The sequence below is a fragment of the Paenibacillus sp. PastF-3 genome (assembly GCF_029893135.1).
GTDB classification, from domain to species: Bacteria; Bacillota; Bacilli; order Paenibacillales; family Paenibacillaceae; genus Paenibacillus_AQ; species Paenibacillus_AQ nitricinens.
The window spans coordinates 1-21,301 of the sequence record NZ_JARXWM010000020.1 but is presented as its reverse complement, the minus strand read 5'-3'; the positions used below and the strand labels follow the sequence as shown (position 1 = coordinate 21,301).

The 21,301-nt window shown below is 42.8% G+C and carries 22 protein-coding genes; 17 read left to right on the top strand and 5 right to left on the bottom strand.

All coding sequences use genetic code 11. The features are described from left to right. Positions 1–293: 293 nt before the first annotated feature. Positions 294–803 carry a GNAT family N-acetyltransferase gene (locus M2444_RS27815; RefSeq protein ID WP_280788615.1) on the bottom strand — a complete coding sequence of 170 codons (510 nt, stop codon included), beginning with the start codon at positions 801–803 and terminating at the stop codon, positions 294–296. A gap of 124 nt (positions 804–927) precedes the next feature. Here M2444_RS27815 and M2444_RS27810 point away from each other — a divergent pair, with 124 nt between their 5' ends. The 9 genes from M2444_RS27810 to M2444_RS27770 all read left to right on the top strand — a co-directional run bounded on the left by M2444_RS27810 (position 928) and on the right by M2444_RS27770 (position 11,302). After that, on the top strand, positions 928–1,785 hold the full coding sequence (locus M2444_RS27810; protein WP_280788614.1) for a LysR family transcriptional regulator: 858 nt from the start codon (positions 928–930) through the stop codon (positions 1,783–1,785). 150 nt (positions 1,786–1,935) lie between these two features. Then, positions 1,936–2,532 (top strand): RNA polymerase sigma factor, encoded by a 597-nt coding sequence (locus tag M2444_RS27805; protein ID WP_280788613.1) that lies wholly within the window; start codon positions 1,936–1,938, stop codon positions 2,530–2,532. Next, complete coding sequence (locus M2444_RS27800) at positions 2,529–3,353, top strand: hypothetical protein (protein WP_280788612.1); 825 nt, start codon at positions 2,529–2,531, stop codon at positions 3,351–3,353. Before M2444_RS27805 ends, M2444_RS27800 begins: the two co-directional genes overlap by 4 nt. Next, the gene (locus M2444_RS27795) at positions 3,343–4,206 is read left to right on the top strand and encodes an ABC transporter ATP-binding protein (RefSeq protein ID WP_280788611.1); all 864 of its coding nucleotides are present in this window, start codon (positions 3,343–3,345) and stop codon (positions 4,204–4,206) included. The genes M2444_RS27800 and M2444_RS27795 overlap by 11 nt, the downstream gene beginning before the upstream one ends. A gap of 5 nt (positions 4,207–4,211) precedes the next feature. Next, positions 4,212–5,339, top strand: coding sequence for an ABC transporter permease subunit (locus M2444_RS27790; RefSeq protein WP_280788610.1), 1,128 nt, complete (start codon positions 4,212–4,214; stop codon positions 5,337–5,339). 156 nt (positions 5,340–5,495) lie between these two features. Next, a complete protein-coding gene (locus tag M2444_RS27785) occupies positions 5,496–8,594 on the top strand; it encodes a sensor histidine kinase (RefSeq protein WP_348536935.1) in 3,099 nt (1,032 codons plus the stop codon). After that, a complete protein-coding gene (locus tag M2444_RS27780) occupies positions 8,591–9,703 on the top strand; it encodes a response regulator (protein ID WP_094874452.1) in 1,113 nt (370 codons plus the stop codon). The genes M2444_RS27785 and M2444_RS27780 overlap by 4 nt, the downstream gene beginning before the upstream one ends. A gap of 109 nt (positions 9,704–9,812) precedes the next feature. Then, positions 9,813–10,304: an RNA polymerase sigma factor gene (locus tag M2444_RS27775; protein ID WP_094874451.1), complete on the top strand. Its 492-nt coding sequence runs from the start codon at positions 9,813–9,815 to the stop codon at positions 10,302–10,304. Next, the gene (locus M2444_RS27770; protein WP_280788609.1) at positions 10,301–11,302 is read left to right on the top strand and encodes an anti-sigma factor; all 1,002 of its coding nucleotides are present in this window, start codon (positions 10,301–10,303) and stop codon (positions 11,300–11,302) included. The genes M2444_RS27775 and M2444_RS27770 overlap by 4 nt, the downstream gene beginning before the upstream one ends. A 300-nt stretch (positions 11,303–11,602) precedes the next feature. Here the strand turns inward: M2444_RS27770 and M2444_RS27765 are convergent, their stop codons facing one another. Continuing rightward, positions 11,603–11,947 (bottom strand): winged helix-turn-helix transcriptional regulator, encoded by a 345-nt coding sequence (locus tag M2444_RS27765; RefSeq protein WP_042186450.1) that lies wholly within the window; start codon positions 11,945–11,947, stop codon positions 11,603–11,605. Between the two features lie 174 nt (positions 11,948–12,121). Between M2444_RS27765 and M2444_RS27760 the strand changes: the two genes are divergently transcribed. From M2444_RS27760 to M2444_RS27735, 6 genes are all read left to right on the top strand, one after another. After that, complete coding sequence (locus M2444_RS27760; protein WP_280788608.1) at positions 12,122–13,054, top strand: aldo/keto reductase family protein; 933 nt, start codon at positions 12,122–12,124, stop codon at positions 13,052–13,054. 31 nt (positions 13,055–13,085) lie between these two features. After that, complete coding sequence (locus M2444_RS27755; protein ID WP_094874449.1) at positions 13,086–13,934, top strand: NAD-dependent epimerase/dehydratase family protein; 849 nt, start codon at positions 13,086–13,088, stop codon at positions 13,932–13,934. 225 nt (positions 13,935–14,159) lie between these two features. Next, the gene (locus M2444_RS27750; RefSeq protein ID WP_094874129.1) at positions 14,160–15,182 is read left to right on the top strand and encodes an SDR family oxidoreductase; all 1,023 of its coding nucleotides are present in this window, start codon (positions 14,160–14,162) and stop codon (positions 15,180–15,182) included. A 138-nt stretch (positions 15,183–15,320) separates the two neighbouring features. Then, positions 15,321–15,980 (top strand): class I SAM-dependent methyltransferase, encoded by a 660-nt coding sequence (locus tag M2444_RS27745; RefSeq protein WP_280788607.1) that lies wholly within the window; start codon positions 15,321–15,323, stop codon positions 15,978–15,980. A gap of 138 nt (positions 15,981–16,118) precedes the next feature. After that, complete coding sequence (locus M2444_RS27740; protein ID WP_445671633.1) at positions 16,119–17,123, top strand: CapA family protein; 1,005 nt, start codon at positions 16,119–16,121, stop codon at positions 17,121–17,123. Positions 17,124–17,663: 540 nt separating this feature from the next. Continuing rightward, on the top strand, positions 17,664–17,921 hold the full coding sequence (locus M2444_RS27735) for an AbrB/MazE/SpoVT family DNA-binding domain-containing protein (RefSeq protein ID WP_042125931.1): 258 nt from the start codon (positions 17,664–17,666) through the stop codon (positions 17,919–17,921). A gap of 142 nt (positions 17,922–18,063) precedes the next feature. On the opposite strand, the gene M2444_RS27730 is transcribed toward M2444_RS27735, so the two are convergent. Both M2444_RS27730 and M2444_RS27725 read right to left on the bottom strand, forming a co-directional pair. Continuing rightward, the gene (locus tag M2444_RS27730) at positions 18,064–18,573 is read right to left on the bottom strand and encodes a PadR family transcriptional regulator (RefSeq protein WP_094878389.1); all 510 of its coding nucleotides are present in this window, start codon (positions 18,571–18,573) and stop codon (positions 18,064–18,066) included. 96 nt (positions 18,574–18,669) lie between these two features. Further along, a complete protein-coding gene (locus M2444_RS27725) occupies positions 18,670–19,833 on the bottom strand; it encodes a YhgE/Pip domain-containing protein (protein WP_094874132.1) in 1,164 nt (387 codons plus the stop codon). Positions 19,834–20,027: 194 nt separating this feature from the next. Here M2444_RS27725 and M2444_RS27720 point away from each other — a divergent pair, with 194 nt between their 5' ends. Together M2444_RS27720 and M2444_RS27715 are read left to right on the top strand one after the other, a co-directional pair. Then, on the top strand, positions 20,028–20,753 hold the full coding sequence (locus M2444_RS27720; RefSeq protein WP_094878387.1) for an HAD family hydrolase: 726 nt from the start codon (positions 20,028–20,030) through the stop codon (positions 20,751–20,753). A 135-nt stretch (positions 20,754–20,888) separates the two neighbouring features. Next, positions 20,889–21,110 carry a hypothetical protein gene (locus M2444_RS27715; RefSeq protein ID WP_280788605.1) on the top strand — a complete coding sequence of 74 codons (222 nt, stop codon included), beginning with the start codon at positions 20,889–20,891 and terminating at the stop codon, positions 21,108–21,110. Between the two features lie 52 nt (positions 21,111–21,162). Here the strand turns inward: M2444_RS27715 and M2444_RS27710 are convergent. Next, the coding region (locus M2444_RS27710) for an IS3 family transposase (RefSeq protein WP_280788653.1) at positions 21,163–21,301 on the bottom strand (139 nt) is incomplete at its 5' end.

Genomic DNA, 21,301 nt, shown 5'->3' with positions numbered 1-21,301 from the left:
TTTATTTTATTCACCTCTAGACTTTTGGAAATGGTTATTAAAAGTGTTATCAATACTATAACTTGGTGTTTTACAATTGTCTATATTAGTTGAACTTAAGATTTTTCTATTAAGGTAATTGTGTGACTGCGGTGAATGCTTGGACTTCCGGCCGCTGTTGTCCTCAGATTTCTTGATTATATATCGTGTTTCACGGTTGAAATCCGGAGACAAAGGCGGGCGCTATCGCTCCTACAGTTCCAAGCTTCCCCTCCGCCACTCTTCCTTTTAGAATGTTTTTAAGTTCAAAATGTCTAGCCAATGATTTTATAATAAAAAATCGTCGCTTGTAATTCACCATTTGCTGATATTGCATAGCTCGGTATACGTCCAGCTTGTATGTAATCCATTGAAGTATAAAGGAGATTGGAAGGGTCGCCTTCTCTTGTATCAAGCACTAATAACGATCGTTCTTCCTGCTTAGCTCTTTCTTCAGCCTTTTCCATAAGAGAACGAGCAATACCATTACGGCGATAATTAGGGTGTGTCATCAGCTTTGCAATTTCGGCTCGATGCGTTCCGTTTGCTTTTGTACATAAATGTAGTTGTACACTTCCCACGATAATATCATTCATTGTTGCGACAAAAAGAATCACATCGGGTGCCAAAACTTTGTGCCAATATGATGTAGAGTCTGACGGATCTAAGGGTGGTAAAAAACCAATGGAGGCTCCATCCTTCACCACCAGTGTCAGAAGCTTTGAAAGCTCATCTATTGATTCTTCAATCGTTAGTAATTGTTCGATGCTCACTTTGCTAACCATATAAATTCCTCCAGCACTTATAAGTTTAAAAATATAGCGAAATCATAACTGAATGCATATAATTTGTATAACAAATTTTATAGATCGTAATCATTAATATTTTGAATCATAGAGGGTGTTATCCATGGACTTATCTCAATTAGAAGCTTTTTTGGCGGTATGCAGAATTCGAAATTTCACCAAGGCCTCAGAGCATCTACATATCTCCCAGTCCGCCGTTACCGCAAGAATAAAAGCTTTAGAAAACTCCGTGGGCAAGGTGCTCCTTACACGTGATAACCGGAATGTTAGCTTAACGCAGGCAGGGATATCTTTTGTTCCCTATGCTGAGCGGATGCTTCGTTTGTTTGAAGAGAGTAAGGTGACTCTATCCGAAGAACTGGAGAACTATATCATTTTGAGTGGACCCGGGTCCGTATGGCATTATTATTACCTGCAGCATATTCTTTCATTTAGACGTGATCATCCCAAGGTAGCCATCAAATTCCTAAGTTATATTGATTCTAGCTATATGATACGTGATCTTTTGCTGGACGGAATAGTCCAGGTTGCTATTAAATATGACCCGCCGGAACATCCTAAGGTGACCAGACTTCTCCTGTTTGAAGATGAGATTATTCTGGTCTCCACACAATTAAGAGAAACACCTGTAAGCAGGAAGGATTTTTTTCAGCGGGAGTATTGTCATTTAGAGTGGGGAGGTCCGTTTCCGGAATGGTTTACTAGCATAGTTGGGGCGGGTTTTGTGCCTACACTTCAGACGGATCACTCGATGATTATGCTGGACATGCTGCTACAAGGAGCAGGCTTTGGATTTCTACCACGATCTATAGCCCAACCTTATCTCGATCAGCTAAAGCTATTTCAACTTCAATGTGAGTTAGACACGCCGATTATCAAAGCTTACGCTCTTTATTTAACTGAGAATGCAGAAGATATTCGTGTACGGCTTGGGCTGGAGATGCTTGGGGTGGATAGGTAACCTGTGACTGGATCGTATCTTATTTTAGGCTAGTCAGAACCGTGTTCTGGGTGGCTTTTTTATGTGGAATTATCGATTCTAGTAAAAATAGTACATGGTAGGATGCGTCTACTCCATAGGCAATTTCGTTATATGTAGTAGAGTGTAAGGTTGGAGGGGAACGAAATCAGCGAGGATAAATGGGTCATAGAAGCGCAGCAAGGCAATGAGGCGGCGGTGGAGCTATTAATTCGGCATACTTATAGTGATGTTTATCGATTTATCAGATGGAAAATACATAATGATGAACTAGCTTGGGATCTTGCACAGACAGTGTATGAAAAAGCATGGACCAAGCTTGGCAGCTATCAAAATGAGCAAGGGAGCTTTCGGGCATGGCTGATGGCTATCGCCCAAAATGTCTGCATCGACTATTTTCGCAGTAAAAGTGCTCGGCAAGCAGAGTTGAACCAAAGCTTATCTGATGAGATTACAGATGTGGAAGATTTTTTAGATGGCATCTTACTTCGTGAAGAGGTTAAAACGATATACGCCGCAATTTGCTCACTTCCAGAGGATCAAAGAGATGCACTCTTATTGAGGTATAAATATGAATTTACGTTTACAGAAATAGCAGCTGTAACCCATGAACCAGAATCTACTGTGAAATCAAGGGTGAGCCGCTCCTTGATGAAATTACGCGAACTACTTAAGCATCCCATTCCAAATGATTTATCCCACCCCCTTAAGAAAGGAGTAAAGAAATGAGCATTAAACATAACGAACAAGATTACATGAAATTGAATTTACAGCACGAGATGACGGCAGTGGAAATGAATGAGATCGTGACTTATATCAAGTATATCCCTGAACCACCACCCCTTGATGGTTTTGCTGAAGAAGCAATGAATCGATGGAGACGGTCCAAGCGAGCTTTACCGGCGCCGATATCTCCCGTTCCTCTATCAGCTCGACAACAGATTGAGATTCTTTTTTCACAGGGGTGGTGGAGAGAAGTTGTGGTTGGCGTGATCTTGTTTGGAATAGGCTATTTGGTTCTAAGTGTTACTGAGATGGTTAGCCCAATGTTTATTCTGTCTATCGTGGGTTGTATTCCTTTACTGGTGGTCGTCTTCCATACGGCACGTAATACACTCTGTGAGATGGGTGAACTCGCACGCAGCTTTCGAATCCCTCTACATAAATATGTACAAGCACGGTTTCTTATGGCAGGTGTGATTTCACTACTACTTAACTTTAGTGTCACTGCAACGGCATTCCCAGTATGGGATCATGAATTAGTATTCCGTACTACACTGTTATGGTGTATTCCGATTCTAATCAATGGAGCTGTAGCGTTAGTATTATCTGCGCGGATCCATAATTTCAGACATCTGACGACTATGCTCACCATGCTGCCTGTTTTTTGGTTGCTTCTCTTTTCCGGAGAAGTGGTAGTGAACTGGATGACCTCCGTCCAATTACTTGGGTTGATGGGTCTAACTGTGCTGTCAGCAGGAGTTTTTACCATAGCGATGATCTTTCAATCCAGAGTACTGAGAAAGGGAGGTTTTCTGATTGGAGCTTAAGCTACGGGGTATTGAACATGATTTCGGCAAGAAACGGATTCTGAATAACATCAACCTTACTATGTCTCCTGGTGTATATGGCCTTCTAGGTCCCAACGGAACAGGGAAAACGACTTTGATGCGCATTGTAGCAGATATTCTGTATCCAACGCGTGGCAAGGTACTATTGAATGAACAGAACAAAGATGAGATGGGGGATTTGTACCGGGCTCAGATTGGTTATCTGCCGCAGGATCTGGGAATGTACAATCATTTCTCGGCTCGCGATTTCTTGTATTATGTTGCCGCTCTAAAGGGGCTGTCCAAGAAGGAGGCTAGCGACCGTATAGAGGTGTTGGCTCAAACGGTGAATTTATCTGGCGAAATGGATAAAAAATGCGGGAAGTTTTCCGGAGGCATGAAGCGTAGACTTGGCATCGCTCAAGCCTTGCTTAATCATCCGAGCATCCTCATTCTAGATGAACCTACGGTTGGGCTTGATCCCATGGAGCGCGTACGATTTCGAAATCTGATATCTGAAATTTCAGCTGAGCGTATCGTTATTTTGTCTACTCATATCGTTTCCGACGTTGATCATATCGCCAAGCAGGTGCTGCTGATGGAACGAGGGAAGTTACTACGTCAAGGAACGATTAAGGAGTTGACCTCTAATCTGGAAGGGGAGGTTTGGGAGGCAGATGTCCCTGGACGGATGCTCGCTCAAATCGAAGAAAAGGGTACTGTGGTTAACGTACAGCAGACAGAGACCGGACTAGCACTTCGGGTAGTCAGCAAGTATCCACCAAATGAGAATGCAGTGTTGGTGGCCCCTTCACTAGAGGATGTATATATGCACTACTTTCGGAGGGGATAATTTGTATGAAACGTCTGATCATATTTGAGTTCCGTAAAATTATGATTCCAAGAGTCTGGATCTCCATAGCAGTAGGTTTGGCGATTGCGATTTTCTATTTTGTAAGCTTCTATCCATCCGGTACAAATAGTCTATTGGTTGTAAATAAGGAAAAACCCGAAGTTATCGCTGCACATACGGGACCGATTCAACCAGAGTTAGCTCTTAAATACGCACCAAGGCTTAAAGAAGAATATGCCGAGGACAGCGTGGGATCTAAAGAGCAAAAAATGACTCGAATTCTGGAACAGCGTTATGCAGCTTCGGCTTATAGTCTGGATTCATTCAATAAAAATTTGAATGAGTTAAGAGGGCATAAAGCTCTGCTGGAGAGGCAGAATCAAGGGTCATATGTATTAAAGGATGTTACGAAAAGACTTTCAATGCTGGAAGGGATTCGGCCGCCCGGATTTTATGTGACGAATGACTGGGGATCTCTGTACAGATTTTTTTCAGTCCCGGGTGTAGGTAACATGCTGATAGGTCTGATTCTAGTCTTCGCTTTGGCACCACTATATTCCGGTGAGGCAAACTACAGAATGGATTCTCTTATTCTATCCAGTAAAAGTGGGAGACTTAAGATTGTTGCTGCAAAATTATTAGCGGGATTTATAGTAACCGTGGGCTTTGTGACGCTTTTTTATGGTGTATGTATATTGTTTTCTTGTTTGCCATTTGGTTTCGTGGGTTGGAATGCGCCCTTGAATAGTTACTTTGCAGAAAGTCCTTATGACTTAACTCAGCTTCAGGGATTGCTCTTAAAATATGCCGTAACCTTGATAGCAGCTTGTGGCCTTTTATTATTGACTGCGCTGATCTCCGCTTTACTTCGGAGCAGTTTGAGTACTCTTGGAGTAGCAGCATGTGTAGTCATCATGCCTTACTTCTCACTGCCGGGGGTTGTTGGTGAATGGATAGGTTTTTTGCCGTCAGGCGTAATTATGAGCACTTCCTTAATTGAGAAATATGTATCTTATAATATTTTTGGTACACCCATATTGTATCTCCCCTTAGCCATCATTTCGGTGATAATAATAAGCATGATTGCCATGCTACTCCTTCCAAAGGCGTTTGAACTTCAATTAAAGGCTTGAGTTGTAGATAGACGTCTATTTAAGTGCCGATTATACTGAATAACGTCAGCAACATACTAGAGTGGATGGGATAAACTTACAGGTGGTTTTGAGAGATTTTTGTGAGAGCCGACGGGTAGAATAGTAGAATTACTCGCAAAGAGAGGAGCCTGAAGGTTGAGGACGAAGAAATACCGTGGATTAGTCGGGATGGGGTTGTTTTTTATTCTTGCCTTTTCCCTATTAGTAAGTATAAATTCACCAACGATTCAGGTCCTTGATACCCCGGTGGCAAAGCATGGCGTACTGGATTTATCAGGATGGGATTTTGAAAAGCAGGGACTAGTTGATCTGGACGGAGAATGGGAGTTTTATGAAAATGAATTACTGAGTCCATCTCAGATTCAGCCAAAAATAGATAAGCAATCTACCTATTTAACGGTCCCAGGCACATGGAAAGGTAAGATCATAGAAGGTGGGATGGACCGCAAAGGTGCGGGCACCTACAGACTCAAAGTGCTGGTCAAAGATTCGGATGAGATTCTTGGTTTGAAAATAAGAAGTATCCGTATGTCTCAAAAGTTATTTATCAATGGGAAGCAAGAGGGAGAGAGCGGGGTTCCATCAACGGACAGTGAGTTCTTTAAGCCAGGAAATACGCCGTATACGGTTTTTTTTCATTCCAATACCCCAGAGATAGAAATTGTATTACAAGTGTCTAACTTCAACTTTATTACGGGAGGGATCGTGAATTCAATCCCGCTGGGCGTCCATGCGGATATTACCAAAGTGAACAGTATTCAGATCGGCTCAGATATTGGAATTATTTTGATACTGGGCATGTTTGGGGCATACCATCTCAGCTTCTTTTTCGTGGGGCGTAGAGAAAAAGCATACTTACTCAGCGGTTTATATTTGCTAATTCTCTCATTGAATAATTCACTATATGGCGAGAAAATATTTCAGCAGCTACTACCCAGGGTACCTTTTGAACAAGTTTACAAGTTGTTGGAAATTAGCCAGTTTATCGGCGCAATTATCATTATTATGTTTTACTGCTCGGTTGAGTCCCGGTTAATGTCAAGTAAGAGGATGAGGCTCGTATTATCTCCATTTGTCCTTTATCTGGCTTCGGTTTTGGTGCTCCCGTATGGTGTACATATTCGTGCGAAATATTTGTTTGTAGCCTATCTTGGAATCGTTATGCTAGTGATCATCGTAAGAATGATCTATTTATATCTTCGCAGTCAGAGCGAAACGACGGATCGGAAAGAATTGTTTCTGTTCATTGGCGGGGCGATCTCGCTCCTGATTTTTTTCTTTGATGTAAGTCTTTATTCTGAAAATGTTCTACAGACTGATTTGGTGGGTAAATTCGGAGTGATTGGTTTTATTGTGTTCTTCAACATTATGTTAGCTGTACGATTCTCCAACACGTATGACAAGACGGAAACGTTGTCCCGCCAGTTGCTAATCTCGAACCAGCTTAAAGATGAATTTCTAATGAACACCTCTCATGAGATCAAAACTCCGCTGCATGGCATTATGAATATGACATCCTTTTTATTAGAAGATGGGGAAGATAATCTGTATCCTATACAGAAACAGAATCTTTGGTTAATTAAGGACACTTCTACTAAGCTATCTATGCTCATTCAGGATTTGATTGATGTGAGTCTTTTGAAGCATGGAGAGTTAAGACTGCAGCAGACAGTGGTTGATCTAAGGGTGGCTTCACAGATTGTATTTGATGTACTTCAGTTCGAACTAGCAGGAAAGTCCGTTGTATTAGATAACCAAGTGGAACCTAATATTTGGGTTCTGGCAGATGATAGTCGATTAAGACAAGTCATGTACAATCTGGTTCACAATGCAATTAAGCATACGGATAAAGGAATCATTAAGATCACGGCCAGTGTAGCAGGGAATACAGTATCTGTCACAGTGGAGGATACGGGAACTGGAATAGCTTCAGATCTGCAAACAGCCATATTCGAATATTTTGAGCAAGTCGATAAACCGCTGCCACAAGATGGTTACACTGGAATGGGAATTGGCTTGTACATTAGCAGGAAACTGATCGAGCGGATGGGTGGTGAGATTTGGGTAGATTGGTCCGAGATCGGCCATGGCACTCGAATGATCTTCACCTTGCCCAAAATAGAGCGGATTCCAGGCTATCATGAAGTAGCTGCTACGGGCGTGGAGCAACATGCGCAATTTGAGCATACCTCGCTTGATATTATGGATCAGAGTGGTGGTTATACGATCTTAATCGTGGATGATGAAGCATCTAATATCCATATTCTACTGAACATTCTAAGACGGCATCGTTACAATGTAATTACGGCGTTTTCGGCGAATGAAGCGATGGACAAAATGAAGCAATACCCCAATGTGGATCTAGTGATATTGGATGTCATGATGCCGGGAATTTCAGGCATTGAGTTGTGCCGAACCTTGCGATTGCATTACTCCATTCTGAATTTACCTATTCTGTTTGCTACAGTTAAGGACGCGCCAACGGATATTGCATTAGGTTTCCGAGCAGGGGCGAATGATTATATCACGAAGCCCTTTGATGGAGAGACGCTGATTGCGAGAATCCATACGCTGATTGCGATGAAAACATCGATTCAGGAAGCTATACGAAATGAGTATGCTTTTCATCAGGCCCAAATTAAGCCTCATTTTCTGTATAACGCACTGAGCAGCGTGATCTCTTTCTGCTATACAGATGGCGAGAAAGCCGCCTATTTGTTATCTATGCTAAGCCAATACATTCGTTATATTCTCGATATGGATCGTTCCACTTTAGTGGTTCCTTTGCACCGGGAGTTAGAGCTGATTCAAGCCTACGTGGAGATTGAAAAAGCTCGTTTTGGAGAGCGGTTCGATTTTATTTTCCGTATGGATGAGGGTCTGCGTTCTGTTGAAATCCCATCCTTATGTATTCAGCCATTTGTCGAAAATGCGATCAGACATGGACTGTTTGAAAAAGAGGGTCAGGGCAGAGTTTCGCTCACCGTTCAAGCTGGAGGGAACTACATGAAAGTTATCATCGAAGATGATGGTGTGGGAATACCAGATGATCTGTTATATCAATTAACCGGAAACGAGCAGTTGGATGGCAGTATCGGTATCCATAACATTCGAAAGCGCATAGGCGCTATACCCGGAGCCACTTTAACGATTCATTCTGACCTTGGGTATGGGACCAAAGTGACGATGTATTTACCAGTAAGCCTTGGGGGCATGGGGGGAGACACACGATGATTCGTGTAGTGATTGTTGAAGATGAGAAACCGATTTTGAATTTGATGAAGGTACTGATCAGCCGCAATTCAGATTATCTCATTAGTGGGACCTTTTCAAATCCATTGGAGGCACTGGAGTGCATACCTGAGCTACAGCCAGACGTCGTGTTTATAGATGTCGAAATGCCAAAAATGAACGGCATTGAGCTGGCGAGCAGAATTCAGAAGCTGATGCATCCACCGGAAATTGTATTTACAACCGCCTATAAAAATTATGCACTCGAAGCGTTCGAGGTAAGTGCGCTAGATTATATTCTCAAGCCAATAACACCCGAAGCGATCAGCAGGGTTACTGAACGACTTGTTAAACGGATGAGACCTGCGGTGAGACTAGATTCCAAGAAAATGGGTCCGATGATCCGCTGTTTCGGTGGGTTTGAAGTCTGCGATTCAGAAGGCAAGCCTATTCATTTTCGCACACGCAGAGCGGAGGAATTATTCGCGTATTTCTTATGTAATGCAGGTCGTTATATCAGCAAATGGAAAGTGATAGATTTATTATGGCCTGATATGCAGGATGAGAGAGGGGCATCCAATTTGTATAATACGATATACCTCTTGAAAAAAATGCTGAAAGAAAAAGGCTTCGGCATGGAAATCCGCAAAATGAATGATGGATATATGCTGGAGACGGGAAATGAAAGTTATGATGCGCTTGATTATCAAAGATTTCATTTAGAAATGGTTGATGGGAAGCAAAACACTGCGCAAATGGAGCGTCTTTGTTTCTTATATCAGGGGCCCTTGCTGGATGGAAAGCCCTATCTGTGGAAGATTTCACTGGAGGAAGTTTATGCTAAGTATTATACAAACTGGACGCGTATCCTAATTGACAATGATTGTGCCTCACAGGACTGGCCTAAAGCAGAGCAACGGTTAGAAAAGTTCTTAAGCTTATATCCTTTACATGAAGAGATGAACCAGCAAATGATTGTTATTTATGCCAAACTTGGAAATAAAGAAAAGATCACAAGACTCTATGAGAGATTCGAGACGGCTTATCGTTCGGAGCTGGGAATGGTTCCTTCAGCGGAGTTTAAAACGCATGTAGCTGCATATCTGGCCTAATTTTATATGAAAAGAGTTCAGCAGAGGGAGAAATCTCTCTGTTTTTTATTTCTAAGAGTAGCTAACTTTTCGAGAACTTTACCGTTATACATACGAAGGGAGGTGCAGGATGAAGCCCGGGCAGCTACATCAGATACTTCAACCGAAAATGTTAGAAATCCAAAAATACTTGATTCGTCTCGGGGCACCTGCAGCCGACGCGGAAGATATCGTACAGGAAACGGTGTATAAGGCTCTTTTGTATATCGATTCCATTGATGAGAACAAATTCAGTGCGTGGCTATATAAAGTGGCGATCAATCGCTACTATGATCTGTGCCGCCGCGGCAAGCGGATAGTCATTCCGATTGATGATGTGGATGTGCCAGTTATGGAACTGCCGGAGGATTATGTGCTGTTAAAAGAGAAACGAGAAGACATCGAACGTGTATTGGATGAGCTTCTACCTCTCCATAAACAACTCATTATTATGAAATATGAGCTGGAGCTGTCCTATCAGGAGATAGCAGAGCTCCTCGGGATCACGACGGATACGGTCAAATCGGCATTGTTTCGTGCCCGCAAGCAATTCCAAAAAAAGTACAGAGGTGAAGTGGAATGACGGCTCCATGGGAACAACAGGATGATCAGAACCTTTCAAAAGTAATTAAGAAAGCAAAACGAAAAACAATGATCCGTAATACGATCATTTCTCTGGTCGTGACCGTTATAGTATTGTTCGGAGGCATGCTGGGCAACGCTCATTTAACAAGCTGGTTAGCGATGCGTGGTCTGGATGAGGAGAAGATCATGATGGAGATTAGTAGTCCTAACCTTCATGAGTTGAGAACGGAGCTGGATCTAGGATTTTTAGCGGGCAAAGTTGAGATCAGCTCTTACAAGGTTATTGAGGGGGTACCTGTCGTATGGGATACCCGAAAATTAGATTTTAGTATGAGCAGCCGCTTTTCTCTGCTTAATAGGGGATATTCTAGTATAAATGTGCCTGACCCCGTAATGACAAGCCAAAATTATGAATACTACCGAGGATATAACAGTCAAAATGGACAGCGGGAAATGTTATTCTACGTGCCGGGAGTGAATTATAACGGAAAAGTGTTGAATGACCTCCCTGCGCTTGAACAAATGGATCCAGGTAAGCTGGTAGAGATGGCAGTTTCTTTTGATAAAAGCTATACACAGGCCGAGGTTGAAGCAATGCTGCCGGCTGAGCTGACACAGACATGGTATTGGGTAGATACGTATGACAATAAGAAGAAACTTGAGTTTATCACAAATGAAAGTAGTCCAACCAAGTATGCATTGCCAGAATCAGCGAGACAAGTATACGGTTACGGTGTCAAATGGGAGGGGTTATTTAACCCGAAACCAGAGGATTTTCTGCAATCACTAGCCTATGGACTTCAGAAGAAGGGCAAGTATTATGGAGAATTTGAGCGAATCACGAATTATTTGAAAAAGGATAAAGCGGCACCGGAGGCCAGCGACGTACTGTTATATGGAGTCGTCGTTACAGGAACTGCGAAGGAGCTGCTAAGCCTCAAAGGAAAGCCCTATGTTAATACGGCAGTTCTCGGCGCGATTGTGGATAAATATTAGATCCGTATAGTAACGCTAAAACAACTGGGTACCGTACAAGCGTAACTGAATCTCTGAAATAATTAGGGAATTTCCCCTGAAATTCTGAGATCAATAATTAAGGAATTCCTCCCTGTCATTTGGCTGATTTGGTGGAAAACAAAGAAATCCCCTCAATTATACTCTAGCGCACAGCGCACATACACTATCCGGTTAAAGTAAAGACTGCATTGTGCCTGTTTCTAAAAAAGAAGCTACCCATAAGTAGGTACTCTACTTCTTGGATAGCTTCTTTTTAATTTAGTTCACGGCTCACCAAAGCTACGTCCATTTGGCAGACCAAAGTTTCATTTCCTTCAAAATTTGATGCAAGTCCTCACCTTTTGGAGTTAACGAATATTCCACGGTAACCGGTACGGTAGGAAACACGTGACGTTCTAGTACCCCGTGTTCCTCTAAATGGCGCAGCGTACTAGTTAACGCGCGAGGGCTGACATTAGTGATTTTTCGCTGAAGCGCTCCAAAGCGTTGGGTACCGTCGAATAACTCTCTTAGTACGAGAAAAGCCCATTTTCCGCCCAATACCTCAAGTGTTTTTTCTACATTACATTCAATAGTAAGTGGGGTTTTAGGGATATAATTATTGCTAGATTTAGCTGTTGTCAAGGAATCTCCTCCTGTTTTGGTGCCACTATACTCTTGTATAGTAACTACTCTAGAGATCATATAGTAAACTAAATTTCACTTCTTCCTATTATATACAAACTATTCTAGAATGAATATGTTCGCTAGGCAACCTGCTGAAATCATAACACGGAACTATGGAGAGGAGCAGTTATTATGAAATATCGTAGATTAGGTGGAACGGGCCTTAAAGTTAGCGAGATTAGTTTGGGAAGCTGGCTGACATATGGAGGTTACGTAGAAAGAGATAATGCTGTTAAAGCCATTGAAACCGCTTACGATTTAGGCGTGAATTTTTTTGATACGGCCAATGTTTACGAAAAGGGTGCTGCTGAAAAAGTGCTAGGCGAGACCTTGCGGAATTATCCGCGAGAATCCTATGTGCTCGCAACGAAAGTATTTGGCGAAATGGGGACAGGGCCTAACGATCGTGGATTATCCCGCAAGCATATTACGGAACAGTGTCATGCAAGCTTGCAGCGTCTCGGCGTAGAATACGTGGATATTATGTATTGCCACCGTTTTGATACAGAAACTCCAATTGAAGAGACTTTGCGTGCGCTGGATGATCTGGTTCGTCAAGGTAAGGTGTATTATGTCGGGGTTAGTGAGTGGACTGCGGCGCAAATGACGGATGCTTTAGCTGTAGCCGATCGTTATTTGCTGGATCATATCGTGGTTAACCAACCGATTTATAATATGTTCGAACGTTATATTGAAAAAGAAATCATTCCGCTCGGCGAGCGCCGTGGCATTGGACAGGTTGTTTTTTCTCCACTGGCTCAAGGGCTGCTAACTGGAAAATATAACGCAGAAATCCCTGAAAACAGTCGTGCGGCTAAGCTGGATCGGTTGAAGAAGGCGTTTACGGAAGAGAAGATTGAAAAGGTTCGTCAATTAAGCGGGGTCGCTGCAGAGCTGAATATTTCTGTGGGAAATCTGGCTTTGGCTTGGATTTTGCGTCAGCCTAATGTAGCTAGTGCGCTGGTGGGTGCCAGTCGTCCGGAGCAGGTTGAAGAGAATGTTAAGGCTTCGGGGATAGAGCTTACCGAGGATATTTTGAAGAAAATTGAAGAGATTCTTAAATAGAGACAGCTTTATAAAAAAAGGAGATATGATCATGGCGAAAGTAGTGGTTACTGGCGGAAGCGGGATGCTGGGCAGATGGGTAGTACGGCATTTTGTAGAACAAGGGTATGAGGTTGTGAATGTAGATACGCAGAAATCACCGGATTCTTTGTGCCAAACTTTGATTGCTGATTTGAATAATCTGGGTGAAGTGTATGGCGTATTAGCAGGCGCTGATGCAGTCGTACATTTGGCTGCGATCCCAGCCGCAAATATAAAGACGAGTGAAGTCACTTTTCAAAACAATGTAGTATCCACCTACAACATTCTGGAGGCTGCTGCTGGACTAGGCATTCGCAAAGCCGTTATTGCTTCCAGTGAATCCTCTTATGGCATCTGTTTTGCGGTTAACCCTCTAGGACCACAGTATGTACCTATGGATGAGGATCACCCACAATTGCCTGAAGACAGCTACGGTCTGTCCAAGGTTGTGAATGAGCAGACCGCAGAGATGTTCCAGCGCAGAACGGGCATACAGGTCGTTTCCCTAAGAATCGGAAATGTCATTGATCCATCCGCGTATGAACGTTTCCCTTCCTTCATTCATGATCCTGCGCAGCGCGATCGGATATTGTGGAGCTATATTGATACACGGGATGTAGCGACAGCTTGCCAATTGGCGATCGAAACGGACGGACTCGGTGCGGTGGCACTTAACATATGTGCAGATGAGACCAGCATGGCTATACCTAGCAGAGAGCTAATGGCCGCACGTTATCCAGAAGTGACGGACTACCGTCAGCCGCTGGAAGGCCATGAGTCGTTACTCAGTAATGCGAAGGCTAAGAAGCTGCTGAGTTGGCAGCCAAAGCACTTATGGCGAGATTATGTTAACGATTAAATAACGAGCCAGGTTTATTTTTACTATAAATGAGAGTTCAAAAAGTACGGTTTTCAGCACCGAGAAGATTGGATGAAGGTAGAAACTGAGGAGCGGAGCGTAGTGTTAGCTACGTGAGCACCGGAAGTTTTGCCTGAATTCAATATTCGATGTCGAGTACGCTTCTTGTGATCCTTCGTGATCAAAAGCGGACTTTTTGAACATCCTCTATAAGGAGCGTTTGAAATGAAGGTATTATTTATCGGAGGTACGGGACTGATTAGTCAGGCTGTTTCCCCGCTTGCCGTAGAGCAAGGGATCGAGCTGTATTTGTTCAACAGAGGACAAAGAGGCGAATTCGTTCCGGATGGGGCGAAGGTGATTCAAGGAGACATTCGTAACCCGGCGGAGGCTGCCGAAATATTACGAAATTACGAATTCGACGTAGTGGTGGACTGGATTGCTTTTACACCGGAACATGTGCAGACAGATATTGACCTGTTCAGAGGGAAGACGAAGCAATATATATTTATCAGCTCAGCCTCGGCGTACCAGAAACCACAGCGTAATTATGTAATCACTGAAGAGACACCCCTGGAGAACCCTTATTGGGAATACTCGAGGAATAAAATAGCCTGCGAGCAGCTATTGATGGAAGCACACAAGAGCAGCGGGTTCCCGGCAACGATTGTTCGTCCTTCCCATACTTACGGAAACACTGCCATCCCTGCGGCACTCACGAGTGGACAGCATCCATGGTCCTTGATAGATCGTATCCGTCGCGGCTTGCCTATAGTGATTCATGGAGATGGAACATCTTTGTGGACACTGACGCATAACTCAGATTTTGCAAAAGGGTTCGTCGGATTGCTAGGGCATCCGGATGCGATTGGGGAGGCCATTCATATTACATCTGACGAGGTATTGAACTGGAATCAGATCTATGCGGCTATCGGGCGAGCGGCAGGGGTGGAGCCGAAAGTGGTTCATATCTCTACAGACTTTATCACAGCCTTCACTCCTTCAGGGACGGCGGATGGCTTGATCGGCGATCAAGCGGTCAGCAGTGTTTTTGACAATCGTAAAATCAAACGTCTCGTGCCTGATTTCCAGGCGACCGTCCCTTTCACTGAAGGGATAAAGCAGTCGGTTGTTTGGTTTGAGGCACATCCTGAACAATGCACGGTGGATGCAGAATGGTCTGAGCTATTGGATACGCTGATCGAGAAACATGGAGTTGAAGCGAAGCCGCTTTCATACTTCTCATAAGTGTAGGTCCTTAAAAAGGCGGTTTGTTTCCTTCAGGAGCAGCCGTCTTTTTCTTGTCTATGTAAGGTTATGGAATGAATCAGAAAATCATGAATATACTCTCACTACCTTAAATTCCGTTAAAAAGGAGTCCTGGCCATGCCAACACATCCCTTTGTCTCGCGTTTTTTTGTAAACTCAGATGCAAGTCGTGAGAAGTTAATTTATGATTTGCCTGAATCCTGGTGGAGCCGTCCCTTTGAATATGAGTGGTGTATTAACTTCATTTCTCCACATGGTGTGGTGCTGGACGCTGCTTGTGGAATTCCTCATCCCTTGAAATTTTATTTAGCTGGGGTATGTGCAGAGGTTTATGCTTGCGATATGGACAGCAGGGTTATTTACCGGGAGGACATCCTAGATGCAATTACAGATGAGATCGGGGAAAAAGCGGCGAAACAGGTTATAGCTAGAAGAACTAACAACTTGCATCTTGCTCAGGCCAATCTTGCGGCTCTTCCATATGAGGACGAGAGCTTTGACACTATTTTTTGCATATCAGTGCTGGAGCATTTGACCTTAGAGGATACGGTGGGCACTTTACGGGAATTTCACCGAACGTTGAATGAAGAAGGGTTGCTCGTGCTAACGTTTGATTACCCAACGGTAAACTTAAATCTTATGAATGATTTGCTGCTGCAGGCTGGTTTTCAATATTGGGGGGAGACGGATTTTGAGTTGCCTGCAGATGCTGTGTCCACAGATTTGTGGGGTGGGTTACAGTGCTTCCGGGCTGTTTTGAAAAAATCAAAGGGATAACAGGTCTTCTTACCCTTAAATTAGTAATCTATTTCCAGTAAGCTAGAATAAGCTAATATAGAATAATGCTGATGATAGGAGGCTGTATTTTTGAGATTAGGGTCGAATATGCTGCGAAGAATGATACTCACAACCCTTATGTTATCACTGATCCTCCCTTCGACGATTGCATCTAGTGCAGCCTCGCCATCTTCAGAACCTATCAGACTTGCTTTTGCTGGTGATATTCTGTTGGATGGTTTTGTGGGTGATCAGATCGCGAAATACGGAGTGAACTTTCCGTTTGTGAAAGTCGCACCTACCTTGCAAAAGGCAGATATCGCCTTCGCGAATCTGGAAACGCCAGTGTCTATTCGAGGGAAGGCTGCAGAGAAGACCTTTGCCTTTAGGTCCAAACCAACAGTGCTTAGTGGCTTAACCTATGCTGGGATTGACGGCGTATCTTTGGCTAATAATCACATATTAGATTTCGGAACAGACGCTATGCTCGACACACTGGTGCATCTGGATCGAAACAAAATTGGCCATACAGGAGCAGGCAAAGATGTAGAGGAAGCGTTCAAACCGTATACACGGACGGTAAAGGGGAAGAAGATCGCTATCTTAGGGGTAAGTCGAGTGCTTTCAGGCCCTTCTTGGTATGCAGGCAACAATAAACCGGGAGCTGCCTCAGCGTACACCTCGCAGCCTATGCTTACGGCTATTCAGAAGATGTCTAAGGAGAATGATTACACGGTTGTGTACATTCACTGGAATGAAGAGTTTAAGGATTACCCTGAAAAATATGCCCGTACGCTAGCTAAACAGATGATTGATAGTGGTGCTGATATCATACTCGGCGCACACAGCCATTGCCTGATGGGCATTGAATACTACAAAAATAAACCGATCTATTATTCACTTGGAAACTTTGTGTTTAATCGTTCAACACGTGGTGGAGAAAAGACGCTTCACTCGATGCTAGTGAATTTTGAGATTAATGATGCCCAGGTGACGAGTAAGATTACACCAGTCAAGATTATTGGGGGACAGCCCAACTTTATGGATGATTCTTACAATAGGAAGACGATCAAGCTAATGAATAACCTTTCTTATAATGCAATTGTTGATGCGAATGGCAGGGTTACGGAGAAGCCACTATAACGATAGAATAGATCGACCAGAGATCACTGGTCGGTTTTTTTTGTAATTAAATTCAATTAATTATACTAAATTTATCCAATATTTGATCTTTCTATTAATAATATGTAATACTTATATTAAACCAGTACATAGTTGAAAGCTAGATTGTCGAAAAAAGTTGATGCATAAAGCATAAATAGTCTGTATTAAATCTACTAAACATATCTATGCTCTTATTTACGTCGGAGTGTTTCCAGACTTGATGTATTGGGTAAATGAGGGTATCAATAGGGATACTCTGCAAGCTAATTTGTAATCGCAATGTTGGATATTTATTAATTTCAAGACGAATAATTTGGTTCGCTTTACAGCATTTTGTCGAAAACGTACATCATTTTGTCGAAAAATTGTCGATAAATATCATATTTTGTAGAAATAAAATTGACAGGGAATGAATAGCACTTTAATATTAGAGTATAGCGTAATCATTACTATCACTTAGAAGCCTACATAGCTTTTAGCAAAAATGATTATTAATGTTAATTCAAGGGAGGATGTACGATGATGAAAGCGACAGGCATAGTAAGAAAAGTAGATGAATTGGGACGTATCGTAATTCCTATTGAACTACGTAGAACGATGGGAATTGACATAAAAGACCCGCTCGAGATTTTTGTAGATGGAGAGAAAATTATTCTTAGAAAATATGAGCCAACTTGTATCTTCTCCGGAAGCGCAGAGAACCTCATCAATTTCAAAGGTAAAATGGTAAGCAAAGATGTTCTCGATGAGCTAATTTCTAGCTTTGACAGAGTGTAGTCGATAGATTACACATTTTTGTTAAAAAAAGAACCGGTACAGCAAGCACGAATTGTGCATGCTGCCGGTTCTTTTTTTAATATCACATTAAAAAAGCAGCAGATCCCCTTAAAAAATAGGAAACCCACTGCCCAAACGATATTTATTCAGGCTCCAGCACACTTTGAACTTTTTTGATAAAGGCTTCATATTGCACAAGGCCGAGTTCCATACATAGCTTTTCGTAAGGGGACAGTTTGCAATCTAGTTGCTTTAATTTCTGATCAAGATCATCGTACATTGCCTGCTTTTCTATCAATGCTTGCCGAAGTAGATTATCTATGTTCTCTTTATCGGTCTTATCTCCGAAATACAGATGCATAAAAAAATCTGAACGCAGCACTTCCTTTTCGGCCGGTCTTTGCAAGTAAGCATGGAACTGATTCAAGCCGGCAGGGGTAATAGTAAATATATTTTTGTCAGGTTTGCCTTCCTGGCGTACGGATTCTTTGGTGATTAGCTCTAGCTTTTCCATCTTACTTAGGGTTGGGTAGATAGTGCCGTAGCTAGCATCAAAGAAAAAAGAGAAGTATTCCTCGAAATGCCGTTTTATCTCATAACCCGATTGTGGTTTTTCACATAATAATCCTAGAATCACATCTTGTATGTTCATGAATCGTTACCGCTCCTTTCGTTCACCTCCTACCATATCACAACTGCATATCGCTCTCAATTTGAATTGGCATAATCGAAGTGACAAACTACATCATTACGCATTTGTTGGTACAGGCTCTTGCTCTCTCGATAACTGAGTTTCCTTACGAATGAAGGTTAGGATAATGCTTAATCCAGCTATTGCTGCGCCAATGCAGAGTAGGTAGAACATATCTTTCCATATACCATTTCCTCCGATAACCAGGTCGAGCATACCATTTACCGCGTAGTAAGCAGGTGAGAAGGGACCGATCCAGCTATAAAACGGAGACAATACGTCACGAGGAATCGTTGCGCCGGAAGCCAACATTTGGATGGAGAGCAGCGCAATATTTAACCAGGCGCCAGCGTCCCCAAGAAGCAGCAGACTGAACTGGGCAAGGATCATACAGGAGAGAATAACGGTGAATTCAAACAGCCACATGAGTAGAAAACCGCGGCTAGAGTGAATCCCTAGTGAGTTAACCATCATAGTTCCCACTAGTGATGTGATTATGGCTGTTCCACCCATGATTACGAATCGTGCTGCCAAACGATCCCATTTACCGAATTGGCCAGACAGGTTGGAGGACGATTTTTGGAGATTCATAGCGAGCAACATAGCTCCGGTAAAGGAGGCAGTAACAATCATTAACGGAACCATAGTTTGTGCAAAGTTAGTTGTGGGATTGATGATTTGAACGTTTGCGGAGATTCGGCTGCTTGCCGCACTTTTGATGACCTCTGCTTGTGCCTTCGGCAGTTTCATAGCTTCAAGGGTTTGGTTTAGTGCTGCATCACTGCTTTGAGTGTTCATGGCAGCCGTGACTTTAAGGGCTACAGTCTGCATAACATTGCTAACCATTTGCGGATTGGATTCATTTACGAGGTAACGGAGTTCAGCCTTTGTGGAAGGATTACTGATCTGTCCGGTAAACCCTTGCGGAATATTAATAATCATACGAATTTTCCGATTTTCCAGCTCTTTCTGGGCTTCCTTCAGCGTGAAGTCCTGTTTAGTTACGAACTGCAGCGAGCCTGCAATCCCTTCGGCAATGGGCTGGGCATTGGCACCATCCTCATTCACTATAGCAATGGGCAACCGATCTACTCGATCGGTTACATGGTCATAGCCTGTAATCCAGATCAAACTGAAAAAGACTTGGAACAACAGTGCAGTTATGATCCCAATGATAGTAGCAGGCTGCTTGAGAAAGCGCATGATTAATTGAAGTGACATGGATATCTCTCCTTTATATTTCAATGTGTTATATTACAGATTGAAATATATCATAATGAAATATAAACTGCAACAAGAAATGTGGAGAGCATGGACATTCTGAAGTGATATCATATATCATAGGGCTTGTACTGGAGAATTCGTGCAGATGAATGTGCTTACCTGAAGCAAAAGAGAATGGGGAGGAACAACAGATGAGTAATGAGGTACAAGGAACAGAACTGAACGCGGTTCACTCGGAGTTGAACAAGCCGGAAGCGATTGTTTTTGATATGGATGGAACATTGTTCCAGACTGAAAGTCTTTTATTACCTGCATATCATAAAATGTTCGATATTTTGCGGGAAGAGGGACTATATGCAGGACCTACACCACCGGAGGAGCGTATTCTAAGCAGCTTAGGGATGCTATTGGCAGATATTTGGAAGAAGGTTATGCCTGATGCCGATGAGGCGGTACACCGCCGTGCAGATGAGCTGCTGTTGCAGCTAGAGGTCGAAGGACTTGAAGCAGGTGGGACGTTATTGTATCCTCAAGTGGTCGAAACACTGACTGCCCTAAAAGAGCGTGGAGTACGATTGTTTGTGGCTAGTAATGGGCTGGAGGAATACATTCACAGTATAGTTGTGGTGCATGAGCTTAAAGAGTTATTTGAAGGATTGTATAGTGCGGGTGGTCAAGGCACTGCGACGAAGACAGAATTGCTGCGCATTTTGCTGGACAATCATGGAATTAAGAGTGCCTGGATGGTAGGCGATCGCTCGTCCGATGTGGAGGCAGGTAAGGGAAATGCTCAAACCGTCATCGGCTGTGCATATGCAGGGTTTGGACGTCAGGATGAGCTGAAGGGCTCCGATGTAATTATCACCTCCTTCAATGAGTTGATAGACTTGTACGACAACGCATCGGTTAGCGAATAGGAGTATCGCGATTTAGATTTGGAAAACAAAAAAAGGCAAACCTCGTAAGTGGAGGTTTGCCTTTTTTTGATGTTTCTAAATTTTGCTATCAATTATTTGTATAATAAAGATGACACTCCAAAGGAGGCGACAGGGTTGAAGAATAGAAACATAAAGCTGCGGATTATTTGGGTAATTCCTAATGTTTTTATGTATGTTCTTTTTATGGTCTGTGGTGTATTTGTATTCTCTAATGTATTTGGGCTACGGGATATAAATCGGCTGGGCATTTGGCTGATCATGTTGGCACTTTTATTGTTTGCGTCTTTGTTTGGCTCTTACCGAATATGGTCTTGGATTAAACAAGGTAAAATGTAGATTAGGCCGCCCATGAATGAAGTGACCCCTTAAAGTTAGACAGGTTATATAATTAGGCAACTTGTTGGGCCTGAGTTCGGTACTGAACCGGACTCAGGCCTTTTAGTTTTGCTTTAATTCGCTTGTTGTTGTAATAATCGATGTAATTTAATAGCTCTTGTTTAAAATGTGCGATACTTTCGAATTCCTTT